Here is a 22,076-nt window from a genome sequence, read left to right as displayed (position 1 = left end):
TGGAGGGAGCGGCCGGCGCATGACCGATCCCAGCATGACGGCCGCGTGCACGGCCGGGCCGGAACTCGACGACGAGCCGCTGCTGGTTCGTCCGTACGTCCGCCTGCTCGCGGACCAGCTCGCGGCCGACGAGCCCTTGGACGACGTACCGGCGCCCGACGACCGATCCGAGGACGACGGCCGGCACGCGGGGACGCCCACCGACGTCCTCCCGACCCAGGCCGCCCGTCCGGGCAGGCGGGTCCGCTGGCGCCGCCTTGCCGTCGGCTCGGGCATGCTGGTGCTCGCGCTGGGCGCCACCGCGCTCGGGCTGGGCCTCGGCGACCGGCCCGCGGCGCCCGCCGCGAGCCCGGCCTGGACGGCGGCGCCGAGGGGTGGCCTCTTCGAGACGGCCGCCGCGCCGGGCCTGCCGGCGCCGGACACGGAGGCGGCGTCGGCCGGGGCGACGGCTGGGGCGACGGACGCGCCGGCGACTGCCGGGGCGTCGTCAGTCCCCGGGAAGCCGCCGCTGCCCGGGGTGTCACCCAGCCCGTCGGATGCCGTCCCGCCGAGCGGTGACCCCGCGCCCAGCGAACTGCCCGGCGTGTCGCCGCCGCCCGGCGTCGAGTCCCGCACGGGCCGGATCACCGGCGCCTCCGGGCTGTGCCTCGACGGCAGCGCCTACCCGGACGACGGCGGCGACAAGGTCCGGCGGGCGGACTGCAACGGCAGCTCCGGCCAGGCATGGACCGTGGCGGGGGACGGGACCATCCGGGCCGTCGGCCGGTGCCTGCAGGCATCGGGCGACCAGCTCCGCCTGCGCGGCTGCGACGGCGGACCGGCCCAGCGGTGGCGGTCCGGACCCGCGGGCTCGCTGATCAACCAGGCGTCGGGGCTGTGCCTCGGGAGCCCGGACAACGTGAGCAGCAGGGCCCCGCAGCGGATGTCGGCCTGCAACCAGTCCGACGCGCAACGATGGACCCTGCCGTAGCGGCGCTTCCGCCGCATCCCACGGGGGAATTGCGCCGATCGGTCGGTGTTTCGACCAGCCACCGACGATCACGATCTGCCTATCTGTAACGGGGTGGGCACGTAGCGCGCTACTTCGGGAGGGCACTCCGAAGTGGCATCGGCACCGGCGCGTTGAGCGCCGCTGGGTGGACGCGATGGCATCTCGGTCGTACCTCGCCGTCCTGGCCCCCTGCCGATGAGGTGCACGGATGCTTACCGCACTACGCCTGGAATGCGACACCACGCCTGATCTCGCGGCCACCATGAAGCTGCAGATCCCTGCCCTGGCCTGGTACAGGACCGGGGTCGGTGAGTGGCAACGCACCTACCACCCGAACGGGCGGGGCGTCCCGGTGCGGGTCGAGGCCGACCACGGCGGGCTGCGGTTCACCTTCCGGACCAGCGCGGAGGAGGCGCTGCTGCGTGACGTGCTGATCTCCACGTTCCGCAACGGCGAACAGGTCGGCGCCATGGCCCTCGCGGGTCACCCGGCGCTGAGAACGCTGCGCCGGCACCACCAGGGCATGATCCTGCTGAACGGTTCGCCGTTCGAGACGCTCGTCCTGGCCATCCTGGCCCAGGGCCGGCCCGCCGAGGCGGTGCGGAAGGTGTTCCCCCGGCTCGCCGCCGCATGCGGTGGCCTCACCCCGCAACGACTGTCCGCCCTGCCACTGCCCAGGCTGGCCCAGCTGGTCAGGCCGCTCGGCGAGGTCAAGGCCTCCCGCCTGCACGCCACGGCGGCCATCCTCACCAGGCGCGGCGCGACGGCGTTCGACCGGCTGATCGCCGGCTCCGGCGCGCTCGCCCTGAACTACCTGTTGTCGCTGCCCGGCGTCGGTACCCACACCGCCGCCCTCGTGGTGACGATCATCAACAACATGCCCGACATGGTGCCGATCGACCAGCACCTGATGCGGGTCGCGTACCGTCTCGGCCTCACCGACCACGACGGCGGCCTCACCAAACCGGGCAGCCGCCGGGTCGCCGCGGACCTCCTCGCCTACGGCCCGGACCTGGCGCGCGTCCACCCCCTGCTTCAGCAGGTCGCCTACGACACGTGCACCGCAGCCACCCCGGACTGCCGTCGCTGCTTCCTCGCCGAGTCCTGCCGCCACGCCGCCCGCACCGCCGGCGCCCGCGTCTGAACCAGCGGAGCCGACACGACATTGGAAATGGGTGGAAGGGGTGGTGGGTGGGGCGTAAGGTGGTGGACCGCTTGACGGCCGCGGTGAGGTAGGCACCGCAGCGGACGTCCCTACGCGCCGGGTCGATGCGGTCCGGATACGCGAGCGAGCAGCTGCTGAGATTCCCCTGAAGGAAATCACCGTGCCCGCACTGGAAGACGAGCTCGCCGCTGAGCGAGCGCACCTGGAAGCCTCACGCAAAGCGCTCCGCAGGATGCGGGAGCATGCCGAGGATCTGTTCTCGACCGGGGATCAGGTGGCCGGGGACCCGTTCGCGGCGGAGACGCTGGGGCGGCATCTGGCCCGGCGGATCGCCGAGCTGGCGGACAGTCCCGACACGCCGTTGTTCTTCGGGAAGCTGGAGATCGAGCAGGACAAGTTCCACGTCGGGCGGCGGCATGTCACCGACGTCGCCGGGGAGCCGATGGTGCTGGACTGGCGGGCACCGATGAGCCGGAAGTTCTACCAGGCGAGCGTCAAGGACCCGCAGGACGTCAGCAGAAGGCGGCGGTTCGGGTTCGTCAAGGGTGAGCTGACCAGCTTCGAGGACGAGAACCTGCAGGCCGGCGAGGAGCTCGGCACCAGCAGGATCCTGCTGGAGGAGATCGAGCGGCCGCGTGTCGGGCCGATGCGGGACATCGTCGCGACGATCCAGCCGGAGCAGGACGAGCTGGTGCGGGCGGAGCTGGACGAGTCGATCTGCGTTCAGGGGGCGCCGGGGACCGGGAAGACGGCGGTGGGGCTGCACCGGGCGGCGTACCTGCTGTACCTGCACCGGGAGCGGCTCAAGCGGTCCGGGGTGCTGATCGTGGGGCCGAACAGCGCGTTCCTCGGTTACATCGCGAGCGTGCTGCCGGCGCTCGGCGAGATCGAGGTGCAGCAGTCCACGATCGACGGGCTGCTCGGTACACCGGCGAAAACGGACGACGACGAGGCCGCGGCGAGGGTGAAGCACGACCCGCGGATGGCGGACGTGCTGCGCAGACGCCTGGAAGGCAAGATCCGGAAGCCGGAGGAGCCGCTGACGGTGTCCGACGGGTCCTACCGGTGGCGGGTGTCGGCGGAGGCGTTGCGGCGGGTGGTCGACGACGTGCGGCGGGAGGCGCCACCGTACGGGATCGGCCGGGAGCGGGTGCGGGCCAGGATCGTGTCGCTGCTGATGCGGCAGTCGGAGGCGCGGCGCGGCGACTCGCCGAGCGAGGGCTGGCAGCGGCGGATGGGGAAGTCGCAGCCGGTGGTCGCGGTGCTGGATCACGCGTGGCCGGCGGTCACGCCGGAGCAGCTCGTGTTCGAGGTGCTCAGCGACCCGGCCGACGAGCTCCTCGAGCCGCACGAGCAGGCGGCGATCGCCTGGGCCAAGCCGCCGAAGACGGCGAGGTCCGCCCGTTGGTCGGCGGCGGATGCGGTACTGGTGGACGAGGCCGCCGGACTGATCGACCGGGTGCCCTCGTTCGGCCACGTCGTGGTGGACGAGGCGCAGGACCTGTCGCCGATGCAGGCGCGGGTGATCGCCAGGCGCTCCGAGCACGGGTCGATCACGCTGCTCGGTGACCTCGCGCAGGGCACGGCGCCGTGGGCGGCGCTGGAGTGGCGGACCCTGCTGGCGCACCTGGGCAAGCCGGACGCGCGGGTGGTGCCGCTGACGACGGGGTTCCGGGTGCCGGCCGCGGTGGTCGCCCTGGCCAACCGGCTGCTGCCGGCGCTCGGTGTCGACGTGCCGGAGGCGCGGTCGCTGCGGACCGACGGCGCGCTGACGATCGGCGCGACGCCGTTGCAGGACGCGGTGCGGCTGGCGCTGACCTTCGAGGGGTCGATCGGGGTGATCGCGGCGGACGCGGCGGTCCCGGCGATCGCCGCCGTGGTGCACCACGAGCGGGTCACGGTGCTGCCGGCGAGCCTGGCGAAGGGTCTCGAGTACGACCACGTCATCGTCGTGGAGCCGGCCGACATCGTCGAGGCCGAGCCGCGCGGGCTGAACCGGCTCTTCGTGGTCCTGACGCGGGCGGTGTCGCGGCTGGACGTTCTCCACGAACGTCCGCTTCCTGCACCGTTGGATAGGGTGTCGTGATCACGTCCCGGATGTCACTATCTCGAAACAGTGTGACAACCGGGAGGACGCGGAATGCGAGTAAGGGGTTACGCGCCGGGTACACCGTGCTGGGCCGAGGTCGGCAGCCCCGACCCGGTCGCCGCGCGGGCGTTCTACGGCGGCCTCTTCGGCTGGCAGTTCAACGACGACGGGCACTTCACGCTCAACGGCCGCGCCGTGGCCGGCCTGCGCACCGCCAGCCGGCCCGCGTGGCTGATCTCGATCTCGACGGACGACCCGGCCCGCACCGCCGAGGCGGTCCAGCGGGCCGGCGGGTCCGTGAAGGTGCCGCCGGCGAGCGTGCGGGACCTGGGCACGGCCGCCCTGTTCGCCGACGCCGGCGGCGCGGTCTTCGGCACGTGGCAGCGCAGCAGGTTCGGCGGGGCGCAGGTGTCGTTCGAGCCGGGCGCGATCTGCTGGTACGAGCTGGCCGCCCACGACCTGGACCGGACGGGCGCCTTCTACGGCGAGGTCTTCGGGTGGCACGCGGTGGAGACGGAGAACGCCGAGCCGTACTTCGAGCTGCACCACCACAACGACGCCGTCGGCGGGCTGCTGCCGATCGACGGCCGGTTCCCCACGGGCCTGCCGGAGCACTGGACGGTGTGCTTCATGGTCGACGACGCGGTCACGGCGTGCGAGCGGGTGGCCGAGCTGGGCGGCACGGTCGCCCGCAAGCCGATGGTGTCGTCGGCCGGCTGGTACGCCCGCGTCGCCGACCCGGCCGGTGCTCATTTCGCACTGATCGAGATTTCCGACGAGTACGGCTTTTCGGGCGGCCTCTAGTGAACGCTAGCCGCGGGTGATCTTGACGTCGTCGACGGCGGCCTCGATGAGGCTGGCGCCGGCGGCGTCGGTGGCCTCGATCAGCAGCTGGATCGTCTTGCCGGCGTAGGGCGTGAGGTCGGCGCTGGCCGCGGCCCACACCGCGGCACGGTCGGACGCCGTGCCGGCCCGGGTGAAGATCGCGGTCTTCGAGCCGTTCTGCACCACGCTGACCTTGAACTGGTCGGCGGCCGACGCGTTCGCGGCGTGCGCGAAGTACCACGACCAGCCCAGCGTGAGCGGGCCGGCGGCGGGCAGCGCGACCGACGGTGACCGCACGCCGGTCGTGCCGCCGTCGACGTCGTAGCTGCCGGCCGCGGTGCCCGCCTTGCGGCCGGTGACCAGGTCATTGTCGCCGCTGACGGTGTCGCCGAGCTGCTTCGGGCCGTTCTGCGTGGTCGCCTCGGGGTTGCCGCGCTCCCACAGCCCGGCGGTCGCGGTGCCGCTGGTGGTGGTCCAGCCCTTGGCGGTCTCGAAGTCGTCCGACCAGACCGTGTCGCCGCCGCAGTACTGCGCCTGCTTGCCGATGACCCGGTAGACGCAGTCGGCGTACTCCGCGAGCTGCAGGCTCGCCTCCTTGTTGCGGGCCGTCTGCGCCGCGATCACGCTCGCCGGCGGGTAGAAGCCGCTGGCGGAGCCGGGCCCGGGGTACATCTCGAACGTGTAGGCGAAGATGCCCTGCGTCGCCCACAGCCAGTCGATGACCGAGCCGTCGGTGATGTAGAGGTCGCTGGACTGCTGGGCGGTGTAGCCGTTGGACTTCGCCATCCCGGCGCCGAGCGCCTCGAACGCCGCCTGCTGGTCGGCGTTGAGCCCGGGCACCGTGTCGGCGACCGTGTAGCCGAACGGCCAGAGGATCAGCTCCGAGAACGTGTGGAAGTCGATGCTCGCCTTGATCTGCTGGACCCCGTTGACCCGCCGGCTGAGCACGAAGTCGCGCAGTCGCTGGGTCTCGGGCGCGGAGAACGCCGCGTCGCCGTGGTAGGTCTCCGACGACGGGTTCGCCGACGATCCCCCGCAGCACCCGAACTTGTAGCTCCAGTTGCGGTTGAGGTCCGTGCCGATGCTGCTGGACCCGGCGTTGGGCTGGCGGTTCTTGCGCCAGTTGCGGTAGCCGCCCGTGGCGATGTCGTATTCGCCGCCGTCGGGGTTGAGGTCCGGCACGATCCACAGCTCGCGGCTGTCGACGAGCTTCGTGATGCGGGGATCCTTGCCGTAGCCGTCGGTGTACAGCTTCACCAGGTACAGCGCCATCTCGACGGTCAGGTGCTCGCGGGCGTGCTGGTGGGCGCCGTAGAGGACCTCCGGCTCGTCCTCGTCGACCGCGACGTTGTCGGAGATCTTGATCAGCGGCATGTCGCGGCCCTGGAACGACTTGCCGATGCTCATCTTGCGGGCGATCGCCGGGTGGTCGGCGACGGCCTTGTCCAGCTCCGCGACCATCTCGGCGTAGTTGTGGTATCCCGAGTCGGCGACGGGGAAGTCCTCGGCGCGGACCTCGGCGACGGCGTAGCCCTGGTCGCGCAGCTTGCGCACCTCGGACGGCAGGGCGGTGATCTCGGCCCGCCCGTGGTCGATCCCGTCGATCGCGGCGCCGCTGCGCGCCACCCGGTTGCGGTCCTCGAGGGTACGGACGCCCTCCACCACGTAGCTGCCGGACCGCTCGGCGGGCGCGGCGCCGGCGGGGTTGACCCCGACGAGCAGCAGCAGGCCGACGCCGGCGAGCGAGAGCGAAACGGACAGCTTGCGGGCCATCGTGACTCCTTGGGTGGACTGCACCATCCAAGGTTTAAGCGCTATTAGCCCGCTTTGGTGGTGCTTTCACCCCCATCATCATCCCCGTTGAGCGCGGCGCGCAGTCGATCGCGCTTTTCCGTGCGGCGCTGGGCGGCGCCGACCGCCTGCACGGAGGCCTCCTCACGGAGGCTCTTCAACAGGAAGAAGGCGAGCGCGGCGGAGACCACCACGGCGATCATCAGCTTCAGCAGCACGCTGATGTCGAGCGGGACGGCGAACATCACCGCGGCGGCCAGGACGAAGAGCCCGAGCCGGGCGAGGGAGTACTTCAGCAGAGCGGACATGGTGTCGTTCTACGCCCAGACCTGCTGCGGCTCCGCCCGGCGCGCGGCGAGGGGCGTCGGCTTCTCGTACTCCCGGACGACCTCATACCGCGTGTTGCGCTCGACGGGCTGGAAGCCGGCGTCCCAGATCAGGTGGAGCAGGTCCTCGCGGTGCATCGTGTTGGGCGTGCCGTAGCTGTCGGCGTCGTGGGTGATCTTGTACTCGACGACCGAGCCGTCGAGGTCGTCGACGCCGAAGTTGAGCGAGAGCTGGGCGACGGACAGGCCGTGCATGACCCAGAAGCACTTGACGTGCGGCACGTTGTCGAACATCAGCCGCGACACGGCGAAGGTCTTGAGCGACTCCGCGGGTGAGGCCATCTTCGTGCGGGCCTGCAGCTTGTTGCGGATCTTGCCGTCGGCGGAGTCGACGAAGTCGTGCTGGTAGCGCAGCGGGATGAAGACGGTGAAGCCGCCCGTCTCGTCCTGCAGCTCACGCAGGCGCATGACGTGGTCGACCCGGTGCCGGGGCTCCTCGATGTGGCCGTAGAGCATCGTCGACGGGGTCCGCAGGCCTTTGCTGTGGGCGAGGCGGTGGATGCGGGACCAGTCCTCCCAGTGGCAGGCGTGGTCGACGATGTGCTGGCGGACCTCCCAGTCGAAGATCTCCGCGCCGCCGCCGGTCAGCGACTCCAGGCCGGCGTCCATCAGCTCGTCGAAGATCTCGTCGGCGGGCAGGCCGCTGATCTTCTCGAACCACTGGATCTCGGTGGCGGTGAACGCCTTGAGCTTGACGCCGGGCAGCGCGCCCTTCAGCTCGCGGAGCACCTTCGGGTAGTACTTCCACGGCAGGGTCGGGTGCAGGCCGTTGACGATGTGCAGCTCGGTGAGCTGCTCGTCCTCCATCTCCTTGGCCTTGGCGACCGCCTCGTGGATGCGCATCGTGTAGGCGTCCTTCTCGCCCGGCTTGCGCTGGAACGAGCAGTATGCGCAGCTGGCGGAGCAGACGTTGGTCAGGTTGAGGTGCCGGTTGACGTTGAACATCACCCGGTCGCCGTTGAGCTCGGTGCGCTTGTGGTGCGCCAGCTTCCCGAGCCAGACAAGATCGTCGCTCTCATACAGAGCGATGCCGTCTTCCCTGCTCAGCCGCTCGCCGGCGACGACCTTGGCCTCGAGTTCACGCTTCACACCTGCATCCACGAGGCCAGCGTACGTCGGCCCGTCCGGCGGGGAAGAGGCCCGGGCGCCAGTGCGGTGTTCATCTCTCTGTTCACCTCATCGCGAGCAAGCTGACATTGATCAGCTCTCGACGCTGATTGCTTCCGTGAGGTAAACAAAAGTGGGCAGAAACACGGTCGGGCGGCAGACCGACTGATCGATCGATACTGATCGACCAATGGCGGGCAGACCGACTGGGGACGGTGGCATGGACGGATTGGTACTGAGAGCGGCGAGCTATCCCGGCGACGAGTGGGTCCCGCCTGCACAAGCAGAGGAATCCGCGCAGGTCGCGGCCATGATCCCCAGACAGCGCGGGAAGCACTCGACCGGCCGGCGCGGCAGGATGTTCGTCGCCACGATCGTGTGCACGCTGCTGTGCTCGCTGGTCCCCCGGCCCGCGTACGCCGATCCGGGCGGCGCGATCCCCGACACGGGCTCGCGGCCGATCGCGGCCGGCACGCTCCTCATGCCCGGGCAGACGGGCACCGGCACCTCCGTGCCCGTCGGTGGGAGCACCACGACGCAGCGCGGCCCGCTCGCCACCCAGCTCGCCACGCTCGAGGTCGCCGTCAGCACGCTCGGGCAGAAACGGCTCCAGGCACAGATCGACCTGGAGACCGCGCAGGCCGCGGCCGCCGACGCCCAGGACAAGCTGCGGCTGGCCACCGACCAGGTCACCGAGCTGCGCAGCCGGGCCGACTCGGCCGCCGCGGAGGCCTACAAGCGCGCGACGGGTCTCGGCCCGCTCGACGGCTATGCCCACAACCTGCACCAGTTCGGCCTGCTCGCCCCGGGCCTCGGTCAGCAGCCGGGCAGCCAGGAGGACGCCCGTGGCCTGCTGCGCGCCGAGCAGGAGGAGGCGGCCGCCAAGCTGCAGTACGAGCTGGCCCAGTCGACCTACCTCGCCGCGCAGGGCACGTTCGTGCCGCTGGACTCCGACTTCAGGATCAAGGACGCCGAGTTCCAGAAGCTCAAGGCCGACAACGAGGCGGCGGTCCTGCGGATCGCCGCGGAGGACGCGGCCGCCGAGCAGGTCCTCGGCACCGTGGACAACGTGCCGGTCGACGGCATGGTCGCCAACCCGAAGGCCATCCAGGCGCTGAACTACGCACTTGGCAAGATCGGCAGCTGGTACGTGTGGGGCGACGAAGGCCCCAGCACCTTCGACTGCTCGGGGCTGGCCTACTGGTCCTACGGGCAGGTCGGGGTCCGCGTGCCGCGGGTCGCCAACGACATGTACCACGGCACCCACGCGATCCAGGCGACCAAGCGGACCCTCGGCGACCAGCTGCTCCCGGGCGACCTGGTGTTCTTCGCCAGCGACTCCAGCGACTGGCGCTCGATCTACCACATGGGCATCTACGTCGGCGGCGGCAAGATGGTGCACGCGCCGACCACGGGTGACAAGGTGAAGATCGGGCAGGTCAAGTGGTCGCGCTTCTTCGGCGCCACCCGGATCTTCGACGCGGTGCGGGCACCGAACGCGACCCCGACCACGACGGCGCCGTCCTCGACCCCGCCGTCGTCGACGCCACCCTCGTCGACCCCGCCGTCCTCGACGCCCCCGTCCTCGACGCCGCCGACGTCGACGCCACCGACGTCCACGCCACCCTCGTCCGCACCGCCGTCGTCGGCGCCGCCGTCGTCCGCGGCACCCACGACGACGACCGCACCGCCGCCCGCGCCGGAGCCCACCGCCGACGAGACGTCGAAGGCGCCGAGCACCCCGGCCAGCAGCACCGCGGCGCCTTCGAAGTCGGCGCTCAAGCCGTCCGCGGCCGGGGCAAGCACGACCGCGCAGACCACGGCGTCCGCGTCAGGAAACTGAGCGACCTGTTCCACCGGACCGGCTCACGGGGTCTCCCGTGGCCGGTCCGTTCGTTTCCCAACAAATCCGGCGTCCGCACCCGCGGATGATCTAAAACCCGACCGAGGTCCGGTCCAGCGTTCCGTGACTCGATGTGGCACCGTGGACGCGTGACTGGCGGCGGGGGCACGCCGGAAGCGCGACGACGCCCGGGCAGGGCACGGTCATGGAGGGGCAGCAATGGACGAGCGGGAGACACGGGACGGCGCACGCGACGAGGGGGTGCGGGCCGGCTCCCCGTTCGGCTTCCCGCCCGGCGCGCAGCCGCAGGCCACGAACCCGGCGGCCGGCACCGACGCGGAAGCACTCGACGACCTGCCGCCGCTGCCGCCGCCACCACCGGTCGGCGCCGACCTGCCGCCGGACACGCCGGAGGAAGTGGTCCCCGACGCGGCGTACGAGCTCCCGCCCACCCCCACCGACGGCGCCCTCTGGCCCGGCGGCGACCCGTTCGCGGACGCCGACGACGACGAGGACGACCCGGAGGTCGCGGCGATGGTCGCGGCGTTCCACTCGACCGACACCGCCGTGCCCGCGTCCGACGGGCTGTCCGAGGCGCCCGACACCCCCGAAGGCCTGGACGCCGGCGTGAGCCCCGCGGGCCTGGGCCCCGCCAGCACCGGTGTGGACGCCGGGTTGAGCCCCGCGCCGAGCGGCTCGCTGAACGAGGCGCCCGACCAGCGGCCGGCCGGTCCCGACGGGCCGCGCCGCCGCGCCGAGCCCGAGGCGGACGTGATCGCCGCCGCGCTCTCCGCCGAGCCGCCGGCGTTCCAGCTGCCGAGCTTCGACTCCGTCGCCGGGACGTACGGTCCCCCGCCCGGCGAGTCCACGCCGTACTCCGGAATCCACCCCGCGGAGCCGGAGTCCTCGGACGTGGCGGCGCCGCCGTTCGCGCCGGTTCCGGTCTCTGGCTTCGGGGCTCCCGCCGCGTCGATCGAGGACCCGGTGTCGCCGGCCCCTGGTTCGCCGGCCGACTCGCCCGCCGGTTCGCCGGTCGCTGGTTCGTCTGAGGAATCGTTGCCGCCGCTGCCGAGCCGGGCGCGGGCGCCGCGGCCGCTACCGGAGTCGTCGTGGGACGCGTTCGCGCTGCCGTGGAGCGCGCCCTCGTCCTCCGATTCACCCGCTGCCGGCGATTCACCTTCTGGTTCACCTGCTGGTTCGGCTGCTGAAGCGCCGGTGTCGGAGCCGCAGGTGGTGCATCCGTTCGCGGTGCAGCGGCCGTCCCTGCCGTTCCCGCCCGCCGCCGAGCCTGCTCCGGCCGCCGCGGCCGAGCCCGTCGTCGAGCCTGTGCTCGCGCCGATCGACCGGCCCGTCGTCGACGTGCCCGCCGAGCCGCTGATGGCGCCCGGCTCGTCCGCTCCGGTCTCCTCCGCTCCGGTGGTGCTGCCGGTCGCCGGGGCGTTCGCCGCCGCCGTGGTCGCCGCCCGGGCCAGCGCCTCCGTGCCCGGCGCCCACTCGGTGACCGCCGAGGAGGCCGAGCAGGCCGCCCGCGCCGCCGCCACCCCGACCGTGTACCGCACCTCCATGGCCCTGCCCCAGTCCATGGCCGGTCCGGGCGCCTCTCCCTCCGGCGCCTTCGCCGCCGCTGGTCAGGACGCCTCGCCTGCCGCAGCGCCTGTCGACCCGATCCCGGGGCCGGAGCCGTCGCCGCTCCCCGGCCCGGAGCCGTCGCCGTTCCCGAGCCCGGAGCCCGTGCCCACGCCGGAGCCGGCACCGTTCCCGCCGGCGCCGGAGCCCGAGCCGATCCCGACGCCGTACCCGCCGACTCCCCCTGCGCCCGAGCCCGCTCCCGTGCCGGAACCGGAGCCGACGCCGCAGCCGTTCCCCGTGCCTGAGCCGTCCCCGGTCCCGGGCCCCGGACCCGCGCCGTCGCCGCCGTTCCCCGGGCCAGGGCCGCAGCCGCCGTCGCCGTTCCAGGCGCCCACGCCGTACACGACGCCGTCCTCCCAGCACCCGTGGGGCACCTCCGACGCCGGCCAGCCCGCGGCCGCTGCCACCGGACAGGACGGGGCGCCCGCTTGGGCCCAGCCGGCCGCCGGCGTACCGCAGCCGCCTGCCGGACCGCAGCAGCCGCCGGCCCCTGCGCAGCCGTGGCTGGCTGGCCAGCAGCCCGTGTCGACCCCGCCCGGCCAGAGCTGGACCCAGCCCCCGGCGCAGCAGCCCTGGCAGGCTCCCCCGGCCCAACCCGCCCCCGGCGGCTACGGCCCCCCTGCCCAGCAGCCCCCGGCCTACCAGCCCCCGCCGCAGTACGGCACCCCCGGGCAGCACGGCCAGCCCGGGCAGCCCGGCCCGGCGGGTCAATACGGCGTTCCCGGCCAGTACGGCACCCCTGCCCAGTACGGCGCTCCCGGCCAGCAGGGTGTTCCTGGTCAGCACGGCGCCCCGGCCCAGCCAGGCCAGTACGGCGTCCCGGGCCAGTACGGCACGCCCGCCCAGCACGGTGCGCCGGGTCAGTACGGCACGCCCGCTCAGCCCGGGCAGTACGGCACCCCGGCCCAGCCTGGTGTTCCTGGGCAGCACGGCGCTCCGGGGCATCCGGGTGCTCCTGGTCAGCACGGCGCTCCGGGACAGCACGGCGCCTCGGCCCAGCCTGGTCAGTGGGGTGCCCCGCAGCCCGGCCAGCAGGGCGCCGCGGGTCAGTACGGCACGCCGCCTCAGCACGGGCAGTCCGGCCCCGCGGGTCAATACGGCGCTCCCGGCCAGCCCCCCCAGTACGGCACGCCCGGCCAGCCCAACACCTACGGAACGCCAAGCCAGCCCCCGGCCCCACCCGCGCAGGGATGGTCCGCCCCGCCGGCGTCAGCCCCGCCCGCGCAGGGTTGGGCCGCGCCGCCGGCACCCGCCCAGCCCAGCTGGCAGCAGCCGCAGGGCCAGCAGCCCGCCGCCGCACCGGGCGAGCAGGGCTGGGCCACCCCACCCGGCCAGGGCTGGGCCCCGCCGCCGGCCGCTCAGGCCTGGCAGCCAGGCACCGGCCAGACGGGCGAGCAGGTCTCCTCTCCCCCGGCACCCTCCTGGCAGGCGCCCCCGGCTCAACCGGCATCAGCCCCACTGGCGTTCGCCCCACCCACCTCGGGCGCACCGGCCTCCAGCACCCCGCCGTTCGCCCCGCCGCCGTCGTCCGACTCGGCACCGCCCGCGTTCGCACCGCCGACCTCGGGCGCACCGGCCTCGGCCCCACCCGCGTTCGGCGCACCAGCCTCGGCCCCGCCCGCATTCGCGCCACCCACCTCGGGCGGGCCAGCGTCCAGCACCCCGCCGTTCGCCCCACCCGCGTTCGCCCCGCCGCCGTCATCTGACTCGGCACCACCCGCGTTCGCACCACCCACCTCCGGCGCACCGGCCTCGGCCCCACCCGCGTTCGGCGCACCAGCGTCGGCACCGCCGGCGTTCGCGCCGCCGTCGTCGGACTCGACGCCGCCCGCGTTCGCACCACCCACCTCGGGCGGACCGGCATCCAGCACCCCGCCGTTCGCCCCACCCGCGTTCGCACCGCCGACCTCAGGTGGACCGGCCTCGGCCCCACCCGCGTTCGCACCGCCCACCTCGGGTGGACCGGCGTTCGGCGCACCAGCCTCGGCCCCGCCCGCATTCGCACCGCCGACCTCAGGTGGACCGGCCTCGGCCCCGCCCGCGTTCGCACCGCCGTCCTCGGACTCGACGCCGCCCGCGTTCGCACCACCCACCTCGGGTGGACCGGCGTTCAGCAGCCCGCCGTTCGCACCGCCCGCGTTCGCACCGCCGCCGGCGGCGGGTGGGCCGGGTGCGGGCACTCCGCCGTTCGCGCCGCCCGCCTACGGGGCTCCGGCGTCGGAGCCGCCTGCTTCGGCGCCACCAAGCTCCGGGGCAGGGTCGTACACATTGCCATCAGCATCACCGTCGGACTCCATGCCGCCGGTCTCCTTGCCGGGCGCTGTGTCCGGATCGTTCACCATGCCGTCCGCGACGCCGTCACAGTCGACGCCGCCGAGTTCTGCGCCACCTAGTTCGGGGGCTGGGTCGTACACCATGCCATCAGCATCACCGTCAGACTCCATGCCGCCGGTCTCATCGCCGCCGGCCTTCTCCATCCCCTCGGCGAGCCCGTCGGACTCCACGCCGCCGGTGTCGGCGCCGCCGAGCTGGGCTCCCGGTGGGCAGGCGTCAGGCTGGACGCCACCACCGCCGGCCGCTGACTCGGTGTCGGCGCCGTTCGCGCCGAGCTGGGCCGCACCGTCCGCAGAGGCCCCCGCGCCGTCTGCGTCCCCCGCTCCCTCGGCTCCCTCCTCTCCTGCCGCGCCCGCGGCTTCTGCCTGGGCGCCGCCCCCGTCATCGCCGGACTCAGGGCAGGGCTGGGCGCCGCCGCCTTCCTCCGACGGGCCGCCCGCCTACTCGGTGCCGACCGCCCAGCCCGAGCTGCCCCCGCTGCAGCAGACGGGCTGGGGCGCGCCCGCCTGGACCCCGTCCGAGCCGCCGTCGGCGGGTCCCGAGCGGGACGACCGGCCGTCCAACGACAGGACGCCCGGCGCCGTCTACCCGTCGAGCGGCGCACCCGCCAACCCGTCTCCTCCGCCGCATCAGCAGCCGCCCGCGATCCCCCCGCCTGCGTCGGACGAGACCCAGGTGGTGAGCGACGCGGGCCCTTCGCCCGCGGCGGAAAGCTACGGAAAATGGGCTCGGAACCATCGCGGCTCTGCGGGCACAGTCTATGGCGGGCAAGGTGTCACCCCGGTGACAACAGCCTCGGCCGACGGCGGCAGCAGTCCTTTGGAGAACTCCGGCTCGCTGACCGGGCACATCTTGAGTCAAGGCACGCAGGAAGCGGACGAGGACGACGACGAGCCGGCCCGGTCCAGCAACCTGAAAGTCATGGTCATCATCGCGGTCATCGTGGTGGTGCTCGTGGTGGGGGGTTACCTCGCTGTCACGTTCTCCAAGTCATTCATGGAGGACATGTTCAGCGATGTACCGCAGAAATAGTGAGGCACGACACCTCGACGCGGGGTCGGTGAGCGAGATCGGATAAGCTGAAGGGTCTCCAATCGGAAGGTCCCAGCTCCTTGCTGCTCGCTGACCCCAGTTCGTTCCCCTCCATCTTCGAATCCACCGATGAGCCGGGCTTCGCCGGCCTCGGTCTGCCCGCCAGGTTGGTGCGCGCACTCGCCGACCAGGGCATCACCGATCCGTTCCCCATCCAGGCCGCGACGATCCCCGACGTCCTCGCGGGCCGTGACGTGCTGGGCAGGGGGCGCACCGGCTCGGGCAAGACGCTCGCGTTCGGCCTGCCGCTGCTGGCCCGGCTGGCGGCGAGCGGGCGGTCCCGTCCGCATGCGCCGAAGGCGCTGATCCTCGTGCCGACGCGCGAGCTCGCGATGCAGGTCAACGATGCGCTGACGCCACTGGCGAAGACGCTCGGCCTGTTCTGCAAGACCGCCGTCGGCGGCGTGCCGTATGACCGGCAGATCTGGTCGCTCGAGCGGGGGGTCGACGTGCTCGTCGCGACGCCCGGCCGCCTCGGTGACCTGATCAAGCGCGGGGTCTGCCGGCTCGACGCGGTGGAGGTCACCGTGCTCGACGAGGCCGACCAGATGGCCGACATGGGCTTCCTGCCGGAGGTCACCGAGATCCTCGGTCAGACGCCGGCCGGCGGCCAGCGCCTGCTCTTCTCCGCGACGCTCGACAAAGACGTCGACTCGCTGGTCAAGCGCTTCCTGGTCGACCCGGTCACGCACTCGATCGAGCCGCCGACCGCTTCTGTCGGCTCCATGGACCACCACGTGCTGCTGGTCCCGCCGAATGACAAGTTCGCCATCGCCGCGTCGATCGCCGCCCGCAAGGGCCGCACGATCCTCTTCGTGAAGACGCAGATGGCCGTCGACGAGCTGGTAGAGCAGTTCGCGGCCGTCGGCGTGCGGGCCGGTGCCCTGCACGGCGGCAAGACGCAGCGGGTGCGCACGCGCACGCTCGCCGAGTTCAAAGAGGGCACGTGCAACGTGCTGGTGGCGACCGACGTCGCGGCGCGTGGCATCCACATCGATGACGTGTCGCTGGTCGTACATGTCGACCTCCCACGTGACCAGAAGGACTATCTGCACCGTGCCGGGCGGACCGCACGGGCGGGGGCCGCGGGGACGGTCGTGACGCTGGTGCTGCCACGGCAGCGGCGGCGGGCGGCGGCGCTGCTCGCGAAGGCCGGGGTCACCCCGACCGAGCTGCGGGTGCGGGCCGGCGACCCGGCGTTGGCCGAGGTCACGGGCGCTCGGCAGCCGAGCGGTGTGCCGGTGCGCATCCAGCGCAGTGCCCCGTCGCACGGTGGTCGTCCGGCCCGGCGGCCGAATCACGACCATGATCGTCGTCCACGGCGTTAGTCGCTGACGACAAAGGCGGTCCGCGTATGGTGCGGACCGCCTTTTTGTCGTACCCATCGGATAGCGTCGACGCATGACGGTGCTTCCTCGGGCGTTCGCGTGGCAGCGGACCGACACGACAGGCGGCGAGTTCGTCACGCTCGACGATCGCCGCGGGCTCTATGCCAAGGGCACGGCGTTCGCCGCCGACAACGCGTTGTATTCGTGCCGATATGACCTGCACACCGACGAGGGCTGGGCGAGCACGCGGCTGGAGGTGACGGCCGAGGGTGCGGGCTGGCGACGGACGCTGCGCATGGAGCGGGCCGCGGGCCGGTGGCGGGTCACCACCGGCGAGCAGGGCGATCTGGAGCGGGTGCTGCCGACGGCGCCGTTCGCGGGCATCGAGGAGCCCGACCGGCTGCATCAGGTGCTCGACGTCGACCTCTACAACTCCCCGCTGACCAACACGTTACCCGTGCGCAGGCTGGGCCTGCACCGCGCGGAGCCCGGCACGGTGGCGACGATCGAGGCGGCGTGGGTCCTGCTGCCCAGCTTGGCTGTGTTGCCGTTGCAGCAGGTGTACGAGGTGCTGCCCGGCCGACGGGTCCGCTATTCCTCGGAGGGTTTCACGGCCGAGCTGGAGCTGGACACGGACGGTTATGTGGTCGACTATCCGGGGCTTGCGACGCTGGCCTAGGCCGGGGGCTGGGTGCGGCCTTCCCACTTCGTGGAGAGGGCGATCGCCGTGCGCGTGCGGGCGATGCCTTTGACGCGGTTGAGGTCGATGATGAGCCGTTCCAGGTCGCCGATCGTCTTCACGCGCGCCTTGCACAGAAACGATTCCTCGCCCGCCATGAAGTAGCAGGATTCGATCTCCTGGTGCTCGCGGAGGGCCTCGAGGATGTCGTCGGTGTCGCCGTTGCTGTCGTGCACGATGCCGATGATGGCGGTCAGCGGCAGCCCCATGGCCTCCGGGTGGATCTCGGCGCGGTAGCCCTGAATGACCCCCGACGACTCGAGCTTGCCGACGCGTTCGTGCACGGCCGGCGCGGACAGGCCCACCTTCCGGGCCAGCTCCGCGTATGGAAGCCGGGCGTTGTCTCGAAGCAGGTCGATGAGTTGTCGATCGATCGCATCCATCGCGTCCAGCCTAATGGTCAGGGTTTTAGCACAGCTAATTACCCAACACGTGCGATTTCCTCGTTTCCCGGACACGGCACGCTAGCGGTGCTGTAATGGGCGTACATCCCAGGATGACTCGTGCTTTCAGCTTGCCGCATGGGGGTGCGCGGGCCCGATCGAGCCACCCATGGGTTAAGGAGGGGCCGTGGAGACGGGAGATCGTCTGCTGACGCCCGGCGAAGTCGCCGCCTTGTTTCGTGTCGACCCCAAAACGGTGACACGCTGGGCTGCGGCCGGCCGGATCAGCAGCATCCGAACCCCGGGGGGACACCGGCGGTTCCGGGAATCCGAGGTGCGGGCACTGCTCGAAGGAGACGAGACGCTCGACGACACCTCTAACGGGAATGGCCGAGTTCACCCGACCAACGAGTGAACAAGGTATGAGTGACGCCGGCAGCGTCGAGGACCTTGCCGGCGATGAAGTCAACGAGTTGGGCGGCCGTGGCCGCCGCTCCGGCCGAGTAGAAGCCGGGGCTGGCGGGGAGGACCACGGCGCCGGCGTCATGCAGGGCGATGAGGTGCTCCAGGTGACTGCGGGTCACCGGGGTCTCCCTCGGGACGACAACCACCGGACGGCGCTCCTTGAGGTTGACCTCGGCAGCCCGCTGCAGCAGGTCCTTGGAGAGGCCGATCGCGATGCCGGCGCACGCCGCGGTGCTCGCCGGCACGACGAGCATGCCCTTGACCTGGTACGACCCACTACTGGGACCGGCGGCGAGATCACCGGCGGGCCAGTAGGCGACGTCTGCTCCTGTCGCTTCCTGCCCCACCCAGGTGGCCAGGTCGTCCTTCCAGTGCGCGTCACGGAAGGGCGCACCGGTCTCGTCGAGGATCGTGAGCCGGGCGGCGCGTGACACGACGAGGTCGACGGCCTCGCCCGCGTCGAACAGTGCCCGGATCACCGCGGCCGCGTATGGCGTGCCGGACGCCCCGGACACCCCGACGACCCACGGCCTGCGCTGATCCACCACGCGGTCAACTCTGCCACAACTGACCAGCCCGCTCGGAAAGTGTCATACCGGGTTGGCAGGATGGTGGGCATGGCACGCGGCTTTCCGTACGCAGACCTCAACGCCTTCCTCGCCGACCTCCAGCGGGCAGGTGAGCTGCATCGCGTGTCCGCACCCGTCGACCCGCACCTGGAGATCAGCGAAATCGTCACGCGGACCGTCCGGGCGGGCGGGCCGGCGCTCGTGTTCGACCGGCCGACACGTGGCGACATGCCGGTCGCGATCAACCTGTTCGGCACCGAGCGGCGGATGGCGATGGCGCTCGGCGTCTCCCATCTCGACGAGGTCGGCGAGCGCATCGGGTCGCTGGTCAAGCCGGAGCTGCCGGTCGGCTGGGCGGGCATCCGCGACGGCATCGGCAAGCTGCTGCAGCTCAAGGCCGTGCCGCCGAAGCACGTGAAGACCGCGCCCTGCCAGGAGGTCGTCTACAAGGGCGACCAGGTGGACCTCAACCGGCTCCCCGGCCTGCAGATCTGGCCCGACGACGGCGGGATCTACCACAACTTCGGGCTGACCCACACGAAGCACCCCGAGACCGGCAAGCGCAATCTCGGGCTCTATCGGCTGCAGCAGCACTCGCACAACACGCTCGGCATGCACTGGCAGATCCACAAGGACTCGACCGCGCACCACGCGGTGGCCGAGCGGCTCGGGCAGCGGCTGCCGGTCGCGATCGCCATCGGCGCCGACCCCGTCGTCTCCTATTCGGCGAGCGCCCCGCTGCCGTCCGACATCGACGAATACCTGTTCGCCGGGTTCCTGCGCGGCGAGCGGGTCGAGATGGTCGACTGCCTGACCGTGCCGCTGCAGGTGCCGGCCAATGCGCAGATCGTGCTCGAGGGCTATCTGGAGCCCGGCGAGCGCCTGCCCGAGGGGCCGTTCGGCGACCACACCGGGTTTTACACGCCGGTCGAGGACTTCCCGGTGCTGCACGTCGAGTGCATGACGACCCGCAAGCAGCCGATCTACCACTCGATCATCACGTCGAAGCCGCCGCAGGAGGACCTGGGCCTCGGCAAGGCGACCGAGCGGATCTTCCTGCCCCTGCTGAAGATCATGATCCCCGACATCGTCGACTACGACCTGCCCGCGGCCGGCGTGTTCCACAACTGCGTGATCGTGTCGATCCGCAAGCGCTATCCGAAGCACGCGCAGAAGGTGATGAGCGCCATCTGGGGCGCGCACCTGCTGTCACTGTCGAAGCTGATCGTGGTCGTCGACGAGGACTGCGACGTGCACGACTACGCCGAGGTCGCCTTCCGCGCCTTCGGCAACGTCGACTACAAGCACGACCTGCTGATCACCGAGGGGCCGGTCGACCACCTCGACCACTCGTCCTATCAGCAGTTCTGGGGCGGCAAGGCCGGCCTCGACGCGACCCGCAAGGGCCCGTCGGAGGGCTACCATCGCGGCTGGCCGGAAGAGATGATCATGTCCCCCGAGGTCGTGGCGCGGGTCGACAAGCGCTGGAGAGAGTATGGGTTCAAGTGACGCTCGCTGAGGCACCCCCGAGCCGGGTCAAGGCTTTCCTGCGGCTCGTCGCGATCGAGCACTCGGTGTTCGCGCTGCCGTTCGCCTATCTGTCGGCGCTGACCGCGATGACCGTGCACGGCGGCCACGTCAACTGGGCCGATCTGCTCCTGGTGACGATCGCGATGGTCGGCGCCCGCACGTTCGCCATGGCCGCCAACCGGATCATCGACCGCCACATCGACGCCCGTAACCCGCGCACCGCCCAGCGCGAGCTCGTCACCGGCGCCGTCAGCGTCCGCACCGCGTGGACCGGCGCCGCCGTCGCCCTCGTCGTGTTCCTCGGCGCCGCCGCTCTGCTCAACTGGCTGTGCCTGGTCCTCGCCCCGCTCGCCGTGGTGCCGCTGGTCCTCTACCCGTATGGCAAACGCTTCACCAACTGGCCGCACGCGCTGCTCGGCCTGGCGCAGATGGTCGGCCCGGTCGGCGCATGGCTCGCTGTCACGGGCGACCTGCGCGGCTCGGGCCCCGCCTGGGTGCTCGGCGCCGCGGTCGGCCTGTGGATCGGCGGCTTCGACCTCATCTACGCCTGCCAGGACGCCACCGTCGACCGCGAGATCGGCGTCCACTCCGTCCCCTCCCGCTACGGCGTCCCCTTCGCCCTGCACCTGTCCAGCGCCGCCCACGTGGTGACGTTCGGCCTGTTCGTGTGGTTCGGCCAGCTCGTCGGCCTCGGCTGGCTGTGGTGGATCGGCCTGGCCGCCACGGCCGTCGCCTTCATCTACGAGCACGCCATCGTCCGCCCCGACGACCTGTCCCGCGTCAACCGAGCCTTCTTCACCGCCAACGGCTTCGTGGGGATCGCCCTCTTCGTGTTCGCCCTCCTCGACCTGACCGTCTTAGGCGGCCTCCGCCCCTGACCCATCTCACCAACCTCGACCCCGCCCACGTCGACGCCTGGCACCCACGTCGGACACTGACGTCCCGACGTCCGTCGGACGGAAGCCTTCCCACGGACGTCACTGGCGCCGGGCGCGTGGCTCCGCAAGGACGTCAGCGTCCACGCCGGCATCGGCCGCAGGCGTCGACGTTCCACGCCGGCATCGGACACGGGGACCCTCGCGCAGCCGTGGGCGTCAGGCATCCGTGTTGGTGTTTCCGCAGTCGTTGAGCGTTTGCGCGGGCCTTCGCGTTTGACGTTGACGTTCCCGCAGACGTCAGGCGTCCGGCGCGAGGCCTTCGCAAGGACGTCAGCGTCCACGCCGGCGTCGCATGCAGGTGTCGACGTTCCGTGCAGACGTCGGAAGCGGGCATCAGGTATGGGACCTCGCGCAGCCGTGGGCAGTTGGCACTCACGTTGACGCCGCCGCCAACCCGAGCATCGTCAGCTCCAGCAGCTGACCCCCACTCCACCGACGGCCGACCGCGGCCGATCCGGTTTGAGGCGGGCAACGCCGCCGATCCGGTCGAGGCGGGCAACGCCGCCGCTGCCGCCCGCCGCCGCTGCCACCCGCCGCCGCTGCCACCCGCCGCCGCTGCCGCCCGCCGCGGCGTCCACCGCTGCGGCATCCACCGACCCGGGGTCCAGCAGCGTGGTGATCCAAGGACCGAACTGGTCATCATGACCGCCGGAACCATCCTTGGATCACGCCAGCGCGACGCCGACCGAACAGGACCAGACATCGGCCGGTGGCACCGCAGCGGAAACCCAGAGCCGGCCGACCCGGGTCATGTCCACGGGAGTGGTGTACGAATCGCCCACCTTTGAGGTGGTTGAGGAGATGGAGACGGTCACCGCTTGATCCTTCGAACTGACGAAAGTACCGAAGGAGAGATCAAGCGATGACCGCAC

Annotated in this window: 17 protein-coding genes; 11 read left to right on the top strand and 6 right to left on the bottom strand. The window is 71.9% G+C overall.

Annotated features, from left to right (window positions below):
* Positions 1–19 precede the first annotated feature (19 nt).
* From ABD332_RS40800 to ABD332_RS40785, 4 genes are all read left to right on the top strand, one after another.
* Positions 20–970, top strand: a complete 951-nt coding sequence (locus ABD332_RS40800; protein WP_344508984.1) for a ricin-type beta-trefoil lectin domain protein — start codon at positions 20–22, stop codon at positions 968–970.
* Positions 971–1,199: 229 nt separating this feature from the next.
* Positions 1,200–2,135, top strand: coding sequence for an endonuclease III domain-containing protein (locus ABD332_RS40795; protein WP_344508982.1), 936 nt, complete (start codon positions 1,200–1,202; stop codon positions 2,133–2,135).
* A gap of 175 nt (positions 2,136–2,310) precedes the next feature.
* A complete protein-coding gene (locus ABD332_RS40790; protein WP_344509365.1) occupies positions 2,311–4,242 on the top strand; it encodes a HelD family protein in 1,932 nt (643 codons plus the stop codon).
* Between the two features lie 54 nt (positions 4,243–4,296).
* A complete protein-coding gene (locus tag ABD332_RS40785; protein WP_344508980.1) occupies positions 4,297–5,049 on the top strand; it encodes a VOC family protein in 753 nt (250 codons plus the stop codon).
* A 6-nt stretch (positions 5,050–5,055) separates the two neighbouring features.
* Here the strand turns inward: ABD332_RS40785 and ABD332_RS40780 are convergent, their stop codons facing one another.
* The 3 genes from ABD332_RS40780 to mqnE are packed head-to-tail and all read right to left on the bottom strand — an operon-like array spanning position 5,056 to position 8,348.
* On the bottom strand, positions 5,056–6,843 hold the full coding sequence (locus tag ABD332_RS40780; RefSeq protein WP_344508978.1) for a M14 family metallopeptidase: 1,788 nt from the start codon (positions 6,841–6,843) through the stop codon (positions 5,056–5,058).
* A gap of 44 nt (positions 6,844–6,887) precedes the next feature.
* Entirely contained in the window at positions 6,888–7,169 is a 282-nt protein-coding gene (locus ABD332_RS40775) for a DUF4229 domain-containing protein (RefSeq protein ID WP_344508976.1), read from the bottom strand.
* Between the two features lie 9 nt (positions 7,170–7,178).
* Entirely contained in the window at positions 7,179–8,348 is a 1,170-nt protein-coding gene (gene mqnE, locus ABD332_RS40770; protein ID WP_344508974.1) for an aminofutalosine synthase MqnE, read from the bottom strand.
* A gap of 316 nt (positions 8,349–8,664) precedes the next feature.
* On the opposite strand from mqnE, the gene ABD332_RS40765 reads away from it, so the two are divergent.
* From ABD332_RS40765 to ABD332_RS40750, 4 genes are all read left to right on the top strand, one after another.
* A complete protein-coding gene (locus ABD332_RS40765) occupies positions 8,665–10,197 on the top strand; it encodes a C40 family peptidase (protein ID WP_344508972.1) in 1,533 nt (510 codons plus the stop codon).
* A gap of 219 nt (positions 10,198–10,416) precedes the next feature.
* On the top strand, positions 10,417–15,192 hold the full coding sequence (locus ABD332_RS40760) for a hypothetical protein (RefSeq protein ID WP_344508970.1): 4,776 nt from the start codon (positions 10,417–10,419) through the stop codon (positions 15,190–15,192).
* Positions 15,193–15,275: 83 nt separating this feature from the next.
* On the top strand, positions 15,276–16,580 hold the full coding sequence (locus ABD332_RS40755) for a DEAD/DEAH box helicase (protein WP_344509363.1): 1,305 nt from the start codon (positions 15,276–15,278) through the stop codon (positions 16,578–16,580).
* A gap of 73 nt (positions 16,581–16,653) precedes the next feature.
* Positions 16,654–17,259: a putative glycolipid-binding domain-containing protein gene (locus tag ABD332_RS40750; protein ID WP_344508968.1), complete on the top strand. Its 606-nt coding sequence runs from the start codon at positions 16,654–16,656 to the stop codon at positions 17,257–17,259.
* Here ABD332_RS40750 and ABD332_RS40745 read toward each other — a convergent pair.
* Complete coding sequence (locus tag ABD332_RS40745; RefSeq protein WP_344508966.1) at positions 17,256–17,702, bottom strand: Lrp/AsnC family transcriptional regulator; 447 nt, start codon at positions 17,700–17,702, stop codon at positions 17,256–17,258. The genes ABD332_RS40750 and ABD332_RS40745 overlap by 4 nt on opposite strands.
* A gap of 187 nt (positions 17,703–17,889) precedes the next feature.
* On the opposite strand from ABD332_RS40745, the gene ABD332_RS40740 reads away from it, so the two are divergent.
* Positions 17,890–18,117 carry a BldC family transcriptional regulator gene (locus tag ABD332_RS40740; protein WP_344508964.1) on the top strand — a complete coding sequence of 76 codons (228 nt, stop codon included), beginning with the start codon at positions 17,890–17,892 and terminating at the stop codon, positions 18,115–18,117.
* On the opposite strand, the gene ABD332_RS40735 is transcribed toward ABD332_RS40740, so the two are convergent.
* On the bottom strand, positions 18,080–18,712 hold the full coding sequence (locus tag ABD332_RS40735; RefSeq protein ID WP_344509361.1) for a UbiX family flavin prenyltransferase: 633 nt from the start codon (positions 18,710–18,712) through the stop codon (positions 18,080–18,082). The two genes, ABD332_RS40740 and ABD332_RS40735, sit on opposite strands and share 38 nt — an antisense overlap.
* Positions 18,713–18,784: 72 nt before the next feature.
* On the opposite strand from ABD332_RS40735, the gene ABD332_RS40730 reads away from it, so the two are divergent.
* The gene (locus ABD332_RS40730; protein WP_344508962.1) at positions 18,785–20,245 is read left to right on the top strand and encodes a menaquinone biosynthesis decarboxylase; all 1,461 of its coding nucleotides are present in this window, start codon (positions 18,785–18,787) and stop codon (positions 20,243–20,245) included.
* Positions 20,242–21,144, top strand: coding sequence for a menaquinone biosynthesis prenyltransferase MqnP (gene mqnP, locus ABD332_RS40725; RefSeq protein ID WP_344508960.1), 903 nt, complete (start codon positions 20,242–20,244; stop codon positions 21,142–21,144). Before ABD332_RS40730 ends, mqnP begins: the two co-directional genes overlap by 4 nt.
* Positions 21,145–21,869: 725 nt before the next feature.
* Here the strand turns inward: mqnP and ABD332_RS40720 are convergent.
* A partial coding sequence (locus ABD332_RS40720; protein WP_344508958.1) for a hypothetical protein occupies positions 21,870–22,076 on the bottom strand: 207 nt, incomplete at its 5' end.

This window comes from Dactylosporangium maewongense, assembly GCF_039531485.1.
GTDB lineage: Bacteria > Actinomycetota > Actinomycetes > Mycobacteriales > Micromonosporaceae > Dactylosporangium > Dactylosporangium maewongense.
This window is presented reverse-complemented; position numbering and strand designations above follow the sequence as displayed.